The following is a 12020-nucleotide window of genomic DNA, read 5'->3' as shown; positions in this document are numbered from 1 at the left end:
CTGTGGCACGCTGAATTTACAATAGCGAAGGGCGACAATGGCTCAAAACGGAGAATGTGGTCGCATAGATCGAAAAGTCAGTCGATAAAGACAAAACGCCTAAAGCTCTGATTGCCGTGGATTCTAACCCCCCGCGACCTGCGGGAGCAATTGAACTATCAGCGCGATATCCGTGCGGTTGCCAGCTACATCCTAGACCGGGTGCCGCTCGCATCGCTATGTGGCCGTAGCGGCAGAATAGCGGCACAGACGTTGAGTTCCGATAAAAAAGACCGGGCCAGCGCTGCAGGCCCGGTCTATTAATTTATTCAAAGCTCGCCTTAAAGGCCGCGCCAATCTCGGCTATGGCCTTGTTCCGGGCCTGGAACTCTGCCTCATTTTCGGTGACATAAACGGCAAGAGCGACCGGTGTGTGGTTGGGTGGCCAGATGATCGCAATATTGCCGCGGGAACCATATGCTCCGGCACCTGTCTTGTCCGCAATGCGCCAGTCATGCGGCAAGCCTGCACGGAGCGTTGCATCACCCACCTTGTTCGCCTCCAACCATTGCATCAGTTGTTTTCGGGACGAGGCACTCAACTCATCTGAAAACAGAACCTTGTACAGAGATTGAGCTGCAGCCACTGGTGTGGTGGTGTCGCGTGGGTCTCCCGGAGTTCCTTCGTTCAAGCTCGGCTCATTGCGGTCCAGACGTGTGACGTCATCGCCGATGGAGCGCATGTATGTCGTCACCCCGTTTGGACCGCCAAGTTCTTCCAGAATGATGTTCGCAGATGTGTTGTCGCTGATCGTGATGGTCGCCTCGCAATGATCGGCAAGGGTCATATTCGCTGTGTTGATATGGTTTTCTGTGACCGGCGAATAGGAGACGATCATATCTCCAGTAATTATAGTTCGCTGATCGAGAATGGTCTGCTTTTTGTCGACCCGCTCAAGCAACGCCGTGCAGGCAAAGGCCTTCATGGTGCTGTTCATCGGGAACCGGTCGTCACCGTTATAGTTCCAGTTCAGCCCGCTTGCCGGATCGAAAACGGCAACGCCAATGCGGGTGTTCAAACGGCTTTCGATCGCCTTGGCGACCGTTGCAAGCGGCGCCGGATCGAACTCTGGTCCACCGGAATAAGCGGGTCCTTGAAGCGTCAAAAACAGAGCGGCTGCGCCCAACGTGAGCGCTTTGGGAAACATCATCAGATTTGTCCAATCGTTGTCAAAGATGGGCGCTCCAGCCGCGGTTCTGAAGCAATGCCGATCGGTGAAGAGGAATATGATCGCAGCTTGAGGGATCGACAAATGATGGTTTCTCTGGTTAGGCATGAGAAAAATTTGGCCTTGGATATGCCTGAATGAATATTTCGCAATTGCCGTTGAACGCTCTCCGGGCCTTTGAAGCTTCTGCGCGCCTTGGAAGTTTTACAAAGGCGGGTATGGAACTGCGAGTATCCCAGACCGCAGTCAGCCATCAGGTAAAGTCGCTTGAGGCAATTCTGGGTGTGTCGCTGTTTGATAGATTGCCACGTGGCGTTGTGCTAACAGATGAAGGTCAGACACTGTTACCAGTTCTAAGCGATGCCTTTGGCCGAATGAGCGCTACGCTTAGCCGCTTCGAACATGGCAATTTTCAAGAGGTACTCACTGTTGGCGCCGTGTCTACTTTCGCTTATGGCTGGCTGATTGATCGGCTCTCTGATTTCTCGAGGCTTTTCCCAGATGTCGATGTGCGGCTGAAGACCAACAACAACCGGGCCGATTTTCTTGAGGACGGTCTCGACTACTTTATTCGGTTCGGGGACGGGGCCTGGCACAGCACCAATGCGCTCCAGTTGATCAATGCGCCTTTGTCTCCGGTCTGCGCACCCTTAATGGCGGAAGCGCTGAAGACCCCCAGTGACCTAAAGGCTGTTCCACTCTTGCGGTCGTACAGGTTGGATGAATGGAACCGGTGGTTTGATGCGGTGAATGTTGAACCGCGGAGCATTAGAGGTTGGATGTTTGATTCATCGGTCACAATGGCTGCTGCTGCCGCGAAAGGCGCAGGTGTTGCGCTCGTACCTGTGACGATGTTTCGGGAGGAGTTGGAGACGGGCCGGCTGAAACAACCATTCCCGCAAACCGTATCGCTCGGCCGCTACTGGTTGACCTGGTTGAAATCCCGCAATGAAACGCTGGCGATGCGTCAGTTCAGGGATTGGATCGAAGGGCAGGCGTCAGCTTCCTAAAGCCTGCCCGATGGTGTCAGCCCATCCACCCATCGCGCTTCAAGATGCGATAGGTATCGTTCAGCGTTTTTTCCGCAGTTGCGACAAGATGATCTGCCTCTTCGTGAGACAGCACCAAAGGCGGTGAGATGATCATGCTGTCACGAACGGCGCGCATCACCATCCCATGCTCAAACGAAACATCGCGGCACAGGGTGCCGGGCACGCCGACATCGGAGAATTTCTTGGTCGGGTTCTTTTTGTCCGGCACCAATTCCAGAGCGCCAACCAACCCCGTCATGCGGGCTTCGCCTACGAGCTCATGCTCGCCAAGTTTTAGCCAGCGTTCCTTGAGGTACGGACCAATATCGGTCTTGACCCGGTCCACCAGGCCGTCGCGTTCAATGATCTCCAGATTTGCGAGCGCAGCTGCGGCACAAACCGGATGTCCGGAATAGGTATAGCCGTGGTTGAAGTCATCCCCTGCCAGCATCAAGCCCTCCACGACGCGGTCAGAGACCAGAACACCACCCATCGGCAGATAGCCGGACGTCAGGCCTTTGGCGATCGGCATTAGATCTGGCTTCACGCCGTAGTAGGAGGATCCGAACCATTCACCCAACCGGCCAAAGCCGCAAATGACTTCATCAGACACAAACAGAATGTCGCGCTCCTCAAGGATGCGCTTGACTTCAGGCCAGTAAGTTTCTGGCGGGATGATAACGCCACCCGCACCCTGGATGGGTTCTGCAATGAAGGCCGCGACCTTGTCCTCGCCAATCTGATCGATGGCTTCCTCAAGTTTGCGGGCCACATGAACGCCGAAGTTTTCGGGGCTCATGTCCTGTCCTTCGCCAAACCAGTAGGGCTGGTCGATATGGTGGACACCGGAAACAGGCAGATCCCCTTGTGCGTGCATGGCTTTCATGCCGCCAAGGCTGGTACCGGCGAGGGTCGAACCGTGATAGCCGTTCCAGCGGCCGATGATCACCTTCTTGTCCCGCTTGCCCATCTTGTCCCAATAGGTGCGCACCATGCGGAACACAGTGTCGTTCGCTTCCGAGCCGGACGAGCAGTAGAACACGGTGTTGATGTGATCGGGCGCGAGCTTGGCGAGCTTTTCCGACAAAGCGATTGCGGGTGGGTGGGTCGTCTTGAAGAACGTGTTGTAATAGGCCAGCTCGTTCATTTGTTTGGTCACAGCTTCGGTGATTTCCGAGCGGCCATGGCCGACCTGCACGCACCAGAGCCCGGCCATGCCATCGAGAATCTTGTTGCCGTTTGAATCCGTCAACCAGACACCATCTGCGCTGGTGATCACCCGGCTGCCTTCGGCATTAAGCGATTTCATGTCCGAAAACGGATGCCAATGGTGTGCGGCGTCCAGTTCCTGAAGCGCCTTGGTCGGATAGATGTTGGAATGGGCAGTCATAAAAGGATGCTCCGGAAGAAGGTCAATCACACGTTCAGCAGAAGATATTCCCGTTCCCACGGGCTGATCACCGACATGAAGGTTTCGAACTCTTCGTATTTGATGGCGCGGTAGGTCGCGACGAACTTCTCTCCGAAAACCTCGATCATGTCTTCCGAGTTTTCGAACAACGTAAGAGCTTCTGGCAAACCGCGCGGCAGGGACTTGGTGAGCTCGGTGCAATCATCCATACGCGGGGCATCCGGCTTCAGACCCTTGACGATCCCGAGATAGCCGCAGGCAAGAGATGCCGCGATTGCAAGGTACGGGTTTGCGTCAGAGCCCGGGATACGGTTTTCCAGGCGCCGCGCATCCGGACTTGAATACGGCACGCGCAGCCCGACCGTCCGATTGTCATAGCCCCAGTACACGTTGACCGGCGAGGTCGAGGTTTTGGAGAACCGGCGGTAGGAATTCACGAACGGCGCCATGATTGGCGTGACTTGCGGCAGATACACCTGATGCCCGGCAATGAAGGATAGAAACGCCTCCGTTTCCATGCCGTTCTCGCCGGCAAAGATGTTCTTACCGGTTTCCTTGTCGAGCACCGATTGGTGGATGTGCATCGCCGACCCGGGCTGGTTCGACATCGGTTTCGACATGAAGGTCGCATACATCTCATGCCGCAGCGCGGCTTCACGGATGGTGCGCTTAAACAGGAAAACCTGATCTGCGAGCTCCAGGGGATTGCCGTGACGCAGATTGATTTCCATCTGCGCAGCGCCTTCCTCATGGATCATCGTGTCTATTTCCAGACCCTGCTGTTCGGACAGGTCATAGATATCGTCGATCAAGTCGTCGAATTCGTTAAGGGCTGAAATCGAATAGGACTGACGGCCGACCTCAGGACGGCCGGAGCGGCCTGTCGGCGGTTCCAGCGGATAGTCGGGATCGGTGTTGGGCCGGACCAGATAGAATTCGATCTCGGGGGCGACAACCGGCTGCCAGCCTTTGTCGTCGTAGAGCTTGAGAATATGCCTCAGGACGTTGCGTGGGGCGGTTTCAACAGGTGCCCCCTCGCGGGTGTAAGCATCATGAATGAGCTGTGCCGTCGGATCGCTTTCCCAGGGGACTGTCGTCAGCGTTGAATAGTCGGCGCGGAAATAGAGGTCGCCGTCAGTCGGATTGTGTTGGAAGCGCTCGTCGTCTTCCGGATAGTCGCCGGAGATCGTCTGCGCAAAGATCGAGGCAGGCATGGTCATGACAGGGCCGGAAAAGAATTTTTCCGTCGGCATCATCTTGCCCCGGGCAACGCCCGCCAGGTCCGGAACGATGCACTCGATATCCTGAATGTTCCGATGGTTGAGCCAATCCCGCGCGGCATCAACATCTGAAACGCCGCGGAGGCTTTCTTCCTTGTGCGGGGTCGAATTGGCAGGTGGGGTATCAGTCACGCGAGGCTCCAGAGATTTTTGTCCGTGATCGGCGGAACCGAACAGCCGTGAAAATCACGAAATTGCTGCTGTTCATGCTCTATCTAAATGCCGTCAGGACTATTTTGTGATCACAAAATGACACAAGGTTGAGCCGGGATCAACTGGGCTCTTCGCCTTGGAGAATTTCCCGGCCAAGGAGACCCATGCCATCAGCGATGTCTGCCGTGATTGCTTCTTTCAATGCTGCGGCATCTTGCATCTCGATCGCATGAATGGCGGCCTTGTGCTGGTCGATCAAATTCACTGTGCCAACACGCCCGTAAACGGTACGCATGAAGGGGGCGAACTGGAGCCAGAGACTATCGATCAGCGGCAATAAAACACGGGAGCCGGACGCTCGGTAGATATGGAAATGAAAGGCGTGGTTCAGCCGCATATAGGCTTCGGCGTCACCAGAATTCAGTCGCACGTCAATGTCGTCATCAATGCTCCTCAGTTCTGCAATGTCGTCAGAACTAAGGCGGGGCATGGCGCGTACGGACAGTTCCGGCTCGAGCAGGAGACGGGCCATCAACACCTCGTCAAACCGCTCCGGTGTCATGTCCGGAACCTGGATGCGCCCATTGGGTTTGACTTCAAGCGCGTTTTCGGCAGCCAACCGTTGAAGCACCTCGCGCACCGGCATCGGGCTGACCCCAAGCTCTGCTGCAAGGCCCCGCAGGGTTACCGCCTTTCCGGGAATAAACCGTCCGGTCAGCAGGCCAGACCGCACAGCGATATCCACTTGATCGCGGGTGGCGCTGCGCGCTGAAGCGGTCGTTTGGGTCTTTTCAGGACCAGCATTGAGTGCAGAGCGCCGGACCGGCAATAGTGATATCCTTGCATGCTGCTTTTGCGATTTCATCGCGATTGTCTTGACAGTCTATGTGGAAAGTGATCACATTTTTTCCAATATCGCAATCATAAGCTGGCGGTCCAAAGAACCAGCAAGGCCAGCAGAAACACAGGACGTAAATGAACGAGCTTCCTCACCAGATTCTGGAACATCCGGCGGAGCCCGGTTGGAAGTCGGCTTTCGAAGCCTTTTTGGAAGAACATCCAGACTTGGATACACTCGAAGTGGTTCTGCCGGATACGAACGGGGTGCTTCGCGGAAAATGGTTGCCCGGAAAAGCGCTGGCGAAAGTCTTCGAAGGCGGCGTCGCGTTTCCGTATTCCCTGTTTGGGCTGGACGTGTGGGGACGGGAAGTCGAAGCGACCGGTATGCACCTGGAAACTGGCGACAAGGACGGTGTTTGCTGGCCAATTCCGGAATCTTTGAAGCTAGTTCCGTGGGCGGATCGCAAGACTGCTCAGGTGCTGTTGTCGATGTACAATCGCGATGGCGGACCGTTCCTCGCTGATCCGCGGCATGTGCTTGAAAACACAGTGGCGCAGATGAAAGAAGAGTTCGGCGTCTCAGCCACATGTGCCTTTGAGCTGGAGTTTTATCTTTTCGAGGAAAGTGACGGGGATTGGACCGAGCAGCCAAAGCCCTTGTTTTCGACCCATCTCGGGCCGGCGCGGCAGAACATGTATGCGCTGTCCGATCTGGAAGCGCTTTTGCCCGTGGTTGATGACTTGCGCAGAGCTTGCGAGGCTCAGGGCATTCCCGCAGATGCTGCTGTGTCCGAAGCAGCACCCGGGCAGTTTGAACTGAACCTGCATCATAGGAACAATCCACTCTTGGCGGCTGACGACGTGGTGCTGCTGCGCCGCCTTGTGGCTGGCGTCGCACGCAAGCACGAGCTCAAGGCGTCCTTCATGGCCAAGCCCTATGTGGAATGGCCGGGCAACGGTATGCATGTGCATGTCTCCATGGAGGATGACAAAGGCAATCTATTTGCGTGCCCGGAACACGGAAGCGAGCGGTTAGGCTACGCCATCAACGGCCTGTTGAAGACAATGCCGGAAGCGCTGTTGCTTTTCATTTCAACCTTCAACGGGTTCCGGCGCATGCAGCCTGGGTCTTATGCTCCGGCATCAATCTGCTGGGGCTTTGACAACCGCTCTGTAGCTCTGCGGGTCCCCGCTTCTTCTCCAGAGGCCGCGCGCGTGGAGCACCGGATTGCTGGGGCGGATGCCAATCCATATCTGGTTCTCACCGGGATCCTTGCAGGTATGATGGAGGGGCTTCGTCTCAAGAAGGATCCGCCTGCTGCTGTGACCGGCAACGCTTATGAAAAGCGAAAAAAGCGCCTGACACCTTGGATGGACGAAGCGATCGACGCCTTTGAGGCCTCGAAGCTGATGAAAAAGGCTGTAGGACCGGAAATGCACAAGGTGCTTACGGAAATCAAACGGGAAGAACTGAACGAGTTTGGCCGTGAAATTTCTTCACTCGAACGACAGACGTATCTGTAAGAAAGTCGAAAAACGAACATAACCTGAGCATGCTTGCCCAAAATCGACTCTGGACAAAAAAAACGTGCATGGCAAAGTTCGCGTCAGACCAAAGGGAACCGCAAACGGTTGCTGCCGTTTGCAAAAAGATGACGGTCAACGTCCTCCGAAACAAAACAGGGGAACACGAATATGAAACTCAAGACTATGCTTCTCGCTGTGACTTCACTCAGTGTTCTGGGTGGGGCTGCACTTGCTCAAGACCGTACGGTCAATGTCTACAACTGGTCCGACTATATCGATGAGTCGATCCTGGAAGACTTCACCAAGGAAACCGGCATCAACGTCGTCTATGATGTGTTTGACTCCAACGAAGTGCTTGAGACCAAGCTTCTAGCAGGCGGCACGGGGTATGATGTTGTGGTCCCGACCGGCACATTCCTGTCACGTCAAATCCAGGCAGGTGTCTTCGACAAACTCGACGAATCCAAGCTGAGCAATATCGGGAACATGTGGTCTGATATCGAAGCGCGGGTTGCCAAATACGACCCGGACAACGCTTACTCTATCAATTACATGTGGGGCACCACTGGCCTCGGATACAATGTCGAAAAGGTAAAGGCTGCACTTGGCGAAGACGCGCCGGTCGACAGCTGGGACCTCTTGTTCAAGCCGGAAAATGCCGCGAAACTCCAAGAATGCGGTATCCATGTTCTTGACGCGCCGACCGAATTGTTCCCGGCTGCGCTGAACTATCTTGGACTGGACCCGGACAGCAAGGACACGGGCGACATCGAAAAAGCGACCGAGCTTTTGAAATCGGTCCGGCCCTATGTCCAGAAATTCCACTCCTCGGAGTACATTAACGCGCTAGCAAATGGCGACATCTGCTTGGCCGTCGGTTGGTCTGGCGACGTTCTACAGGCCCGTGACCGCGCAGCAGAGGCCGACAACGGTGTTACCGTTGAATATGCCATTCCGAAAGAGGGCGCGCTGATGTGGTTCGACCAGATGGCGATCCCGGCAGACGCAAAAAACAAAGAGGAAGCGCATGAATTCCTGAACTACATCATGCGCCCGGATGTGATGGCGAAGGCCTCGAACTACGTTTATTACGCAAACGGCAACAAGGCCTCTCAAGAAATGCTGAATGACGATGTCATTGGCGATCCGGCGATTTATCCGCCGGCAGAGGCTGTTGAAAACCTCTACACCGTGACGTCCTACCCGCCGAAGGTGAACCGCGTTGTGACACGGTCCTGGACTTCTGTGAAAAGCGGACAGTAACCCAAGACAACCGCCGGACGGCACTTGCCGTCCGGTGGACTTTTTGTGTCACAGTTCTTCGTGGGGTGGGGGATACCTTGGCTAAAAAGACGATCGGACCAGTGCGCCGCGAATTTGTTCCCTGGGAAGATCCGGAACAAAAGCCGTTTATCGAATTTCGCAATGTTACCAAGAAGTTTGGTGACTTCATCGCGGTCAACAATCTCTCACTCAAGATCTACAAGCGGGAGTTCTTTGCGCTCCTTGGCGGGTCCGGCTGCGGAAAGACCACGTTGATGCGGATGCTCGCCGGGTTCGAGACGCCCACCTCCGGTGAGATCTTTCTGGATGGCCAGGACTTGTCCGGCATTCCGCCTTTCCGGCGGCCGTCCAACATGATGTTCCAGTCCTACGCGCTTTTCCCGCATATGAGCGTTGAGAAGAACATTGCGTTCGGCCTGGAGCAGGACAACCTTTCGAAAACGGAAATTGATGATCGGGTCGCCGAAATGCTGCGGCTGACCAAACTTGAGCAATTCGCCAAGCGCAAGCCGCACCAGTTGTCCGGCGGCCAGCGGCAGCGCGTCGCGCTGGCTCGGTCTCTCGCAAAACGGCCTAAGGTCTTGCTGCTCGATGAACCATTGGGCGCACTCGATCGCAAACTGCGCGAGGAAACGCAGTTTGAGCTCATGGCGCTTCAGGAAGATTTGAAAATGACGTTCCTGATCGTTACGCACGATCAGGAAGAAGCAATGACGGTCGCCGACCGGATCGCTGTCATGGATCGCGGCGAGCTTGTTCAAGTGGCAACGCCCTCCGAGATTTACGAAGCGCCGAACTCCAAGTTTGTTGCCGACTTTATCGGCGATGTGAACTTGATTGAGGCAAAGGTTCTGGAGAAAGGCGATAACGGAACCCGCATGCAAGCGGCCGTTGGCGACTTCGCCATTGACACGGAACAGACCACATCCGCCTCGGTTGGCGATACGGTCTGGTATGCTATCCGGCCGGAGAAAATGCGTATTTCGCAGGGGCAGCCAGAAGATTCCGTGACCAATCAGATCGGTGGGATTGTCTGGGACATCGCCTATCTTGGCGACGTTTCCATCTTCCACGCGAAGGTTGGTGAGGACGATCATGACATTTTACGTGCCACCAAAGCCAACATCTCGCGTATGGTCGAAAACCCGATTACGTGGGATGAAAATGTTATCCTGACATTTGACCGGGACGCCGGTGTGATCCTGACCGGATGAGGAGGGCGGCATGAGCAAAGCGGCACCTAAATCCAAACGGGGCATCGGCGGCTGGGGACTGATTGCAGTTCCTTATTTCTGGCTGCTGATTTTCTTCCTCGCGCCGTTTCTGATCGTCTTTAAAATATCGCTGTCGCAAGTTGCGATTGCCATTCCTCCGTACTTTCCGACGTTCGATTTGGCTGAAGGCTGGCAGGCTTTTCGGGAAGCGCTCACTGAGCTCTCTCTTGAGAACTATATCTGGCTGACGGAAGATGCCCTTTACTGGAAGTCCTACGTCTCATCGGTCTACATTGCCGCAGTTTCCACACTCATTACCCTACTGATTGGCTACCCGATCGCCTACGGTATGGCGCGCAGCCCGGAAGCTTGGCGGCCGACCCTATTGATGCTGGTGATCCTGCCGTTTTGGACCAGCTTTCTTATTCGCGTGTACGCGTGGATTGGTATTCTCAAAAACGAGGGCCTTCTCAATCAGTTCCTGATGATGCTGGGCCTCATTGACGATCCGCTGGTGATCCTGAACACCAATGTCGCGGTCTATATCGGTATCGTATACTCCTACCTGCCGTTCCTGGTGCTGCCGCTTTATGCCAGTCTTGAAAAACTGGATGGCAGTTTGCTCGAAGCCGCAGAGGACCTTGGCTGCCCGCCATGGAAAGCATTCTGGAAGATCACAGTTCCCTTGTCGCTTCCTGGTGTTATCGCAGGCTGCTTCCTCGTGTTCATTCCAGCGGTTGGGGAGTTCGTTATCCCAGACCTTCTCGGCGGGTCTGAAACGCTGATGATCGGCAAGACGCTGTGGGTGGAGTTCTTTAACAACCGCGACTGGCCGGTGGCCTCGGCGGTCGCAGTGATCCTCTTGCTGATCCTCGTGATCCCGATTGTTCTTTTCCAGAACCAGCAACAGAAAATGGCGGAGAAGAACCAATGACGCGCGGCCCTTCCTGGTTCAATGTAACGTCGATCGTCCTCGGCTTTTCGTTCCTATATCTGCCGATTGTGCTTCTGGTCATCTATTCGTTCAACGATAGCCGGCTGGTGACGGTCTGGGGCGGATTTTCCACCAAGTGGTATGTGGAACTCCTCCAGAACGATCAGTTGCTGGATGCGGCGTGGGTGACGCTGCGTGTTGCCTTTGTTTCGGCATCTGTCGCGACGGTGCTCGGCACAATGGCCGCATTGGTTTTGGTGCGTTCAGGGCGGTTCATAGGGCGCTCAATGTTTTCGGGCATGATCTTCGCCCCGCTTGTAATGCCGGAGGTGATCCTCGGACTTTCGCTGCTGCTGCTCTTTGTGGCGATGGATCAGGCGCGCGGGTTTTGGACGGTCATCATAGCGCACACCACGTTTGCCATGTGCTACGTGGCGGTTGTCGTGCAATCGCGGCTGGTCGGTTTCGACAAATCCGTTGAAGAGGCGGCAGAAGATCTTGGGTGCCCGCCGGTCAAAACGTTCTTCCTGATCACGCTGCCGATCATCCTACCCGGTGTTATTGCGGGCTGGATGCTGGCATTCACCTTGTCCCTGGATGATCTCGTGATTGCGAGCTTCACAACGGGGCCGGGTGCGACCACCTTGCCGATGAAGATCTATTCTCAGGTCCGCCTTGGTGTAACGCCGGAAATCAATGCGGTCTGTACGATCCTGGTTGTGCTTGTGTCGATCGGTGTGATTGCAGCCTCCATTGCCACCAAGCGGCAGCAGGTGCAAAGAGAACGCGATGAACGGGCTGCCTTCGGTGCGGATGGTTAAGGCTTATGCGCGGGGTGGGCGGAAGAGATAGATCACCAGCCAGACCGGCACCACGATGAACGCGCCGAGGATCATGTTGGGGATTGCCCAGTCCCGGAACTCCAGCATGTAGATCCACAATTGGATCGGGCTGAGACCGATGGAGCCGAGCACATCTTCCGCTGTGATGTTGATGAACGACAATCCGGCGCCGACCAGCAGCGAAATCACCGCAATCTTAAAAAGGGTCGACAGGAATTGGTACAAGGCGCCAGAGTCTTTCGTAGGTAATCTTCGTTTGACCGTTAAGGAATTACATACCATATCCGGTCAGGCACA

At 55.4% G+C, this 12020-nt stretch carries 11 protein-coding genes; 6 read left to right on the top strand and 5 right to left on the bottom strand.

The features are described 5' to 3' along the window. Positions 1-304: 304 nt before the first annotated feature. Positions 305-1189, bottom strand: a complete 885-nt coding sequence (bla, locus tag SADFL11_RS13945) for a class A beta-lactamase (protein WP_134853032.1) — start codon at positions 1187-1189, stop codon at positions 305-307. Between the two features lie 155 nt (positions 1190-1344). On the opposite strand from bla, the gene SADFL11_RS13940 reads away from it, so the two are divergent. Next, positions 1345-2217, top strand: coding sequence for a LysR family transcriptional regulator (locus SADFL11_RS13940; RefSeq protein WP_040451498.1), 873 nt, complete (start codon positions 1345-1347; stop codon positions 2215-2217). Positions 2218-2233: 16 nt separating this feature from the next. Here the strand turns inward: SADFL11_RS13940 and SADFL11_RS13935 are convergent, their stop codons facing one another. The 3 genes from SADFL11_RS13935 to SADFL11_RS13925 all read right to left on the bottom strand — a co-directional run bounded on the left by SADFL11_RS13935 (position 2234) and on the right by SADFL11_RS13925 (position 5947). After that, a complete protein-coding gene (locus tag SADFL11_RS13935; protein WP_040452844.1) occupies positions 2234-3628 on the bottom strand; it encodes an aspartate aminotransferase family protein in 1395 nt (464 codons plus the stop codon). A gap of 26 nt (positions 3629-3654) precedes the next feature. Beyond that, positions 3655-5061, bottom strand: coding sequence for a glutamine synthetase family protein (locus tag SADFL11_RS13930; protein ID WP_008189922.1), 1407 nt, complete (start codon positions 5059-5061; stop codon positions 3655-3657). A gap of 139 nt (positions 5062-5200) precedes the next feature. Next, a complete protein-coding gene (locus SADFL11_RS13925; RefSeq protein WP_008196140.1) occupies positions 5201-5947 on the bottom strand; it encodes a GntR family transcriptional regulator in 747 nt (248 codons plus the stop codon). Positions 5948-6057: 110 nt separating this feature from the next. On the opposite strand from SADFL11_RS13925, the gene SADFL11_RS13920 reads away from it, so the two are divergent. The 5 genes from SADFL11_RS13920 (at position 6058) to SADFL11_RS13900 (ending at position 11702) form a co-directional block, all read left to right on the top strand. Further along, positions 6058-7446: a glutamine synthetase family protein gene (locus SADFL11_RS13920; protein ID WP_040451500.1), complete on the top strand. Its 1389-nt coding sequence runs from the start codon at positions 6058-6060 to the stop codon at positions 7444-7446. 171 nt (positions 7447-7617) lie between these two features. Then, entirely contained in the window at positions 7618-8712 is a 1095-nt protein-coding gene (locus SADFL11_RS13915) for a polyamine ABC transporter substrate-binding protein (RefSeq protein ID WP_040451502.1), read from the top strand. Between the two features lie 77 nt (positions 8713-8789). Further along, on the top strand, positions 8790-9947 hold the full coding sequence (locus SADFL11_RS13910) for an ABC transporter ATP-binding protein (protein WP_040452847.1): 1158 nt from the start codon (positions 8790-8792) through the stop codon (positions 9945-9947). A gap of 10 nt (positions 9948-9957) precedes the next feature. After that, positions 9958-10881 (top strand): ABC transporter permease subunit, encoded by a 924-nt coding sequence (locus SADFL11_RS13905; RefSeq protein ID WP_008192778.1) that lies wholly within the window; start codon positions 9958-9960, stop codon positions 10879-10881. Then, positions 10878-11702, top strand: coding sequence for an ABC transporter permease (locus tag SADFL11_RS13900; RefSeq protein WP_008194036.1), 825 nt, complete (start codon positions 10878-10880; stop codon positions 11700-11702). The genes SADFL11_RS13905 and SADFL11_RS13900 overlap by 4 nt, the downstream gene beginning before the upstream one ends. Before the next feature lie 3 nt (positions 11703-11705). On the opposite strand, the gene SADFL11_RS13895 is transcribed toward SADFL11_RS13900, so the two are convergent. Continuing rightward, positions 11706-11948: a DUF6460 domain-containing protein gene (locus SADFL11_RS13895; protein WP_040451504.1), complete on the bottom strand. Its 243-nt coding sequence runs from the start codon at positions 11946-11948 to the stop codon at positions 11706-11708. Positions 11949-12020: the final 72 nt, after the last annotated feature.

Origin of the sequence: Roseibium alexandrii DFL-11 (assembly GCF_000158095.2) — a bacterium.
Classification (GTDB): domain Bacteria; phylum Pseudomonadota; class Alphaproteobacteria; order Rhizobiales; family Stappiaceae; genus Roseibium; species Roseibium alexandrii.
This window is presented reverse-complemented; position numbering and strand designations above follow the sequence as displayed.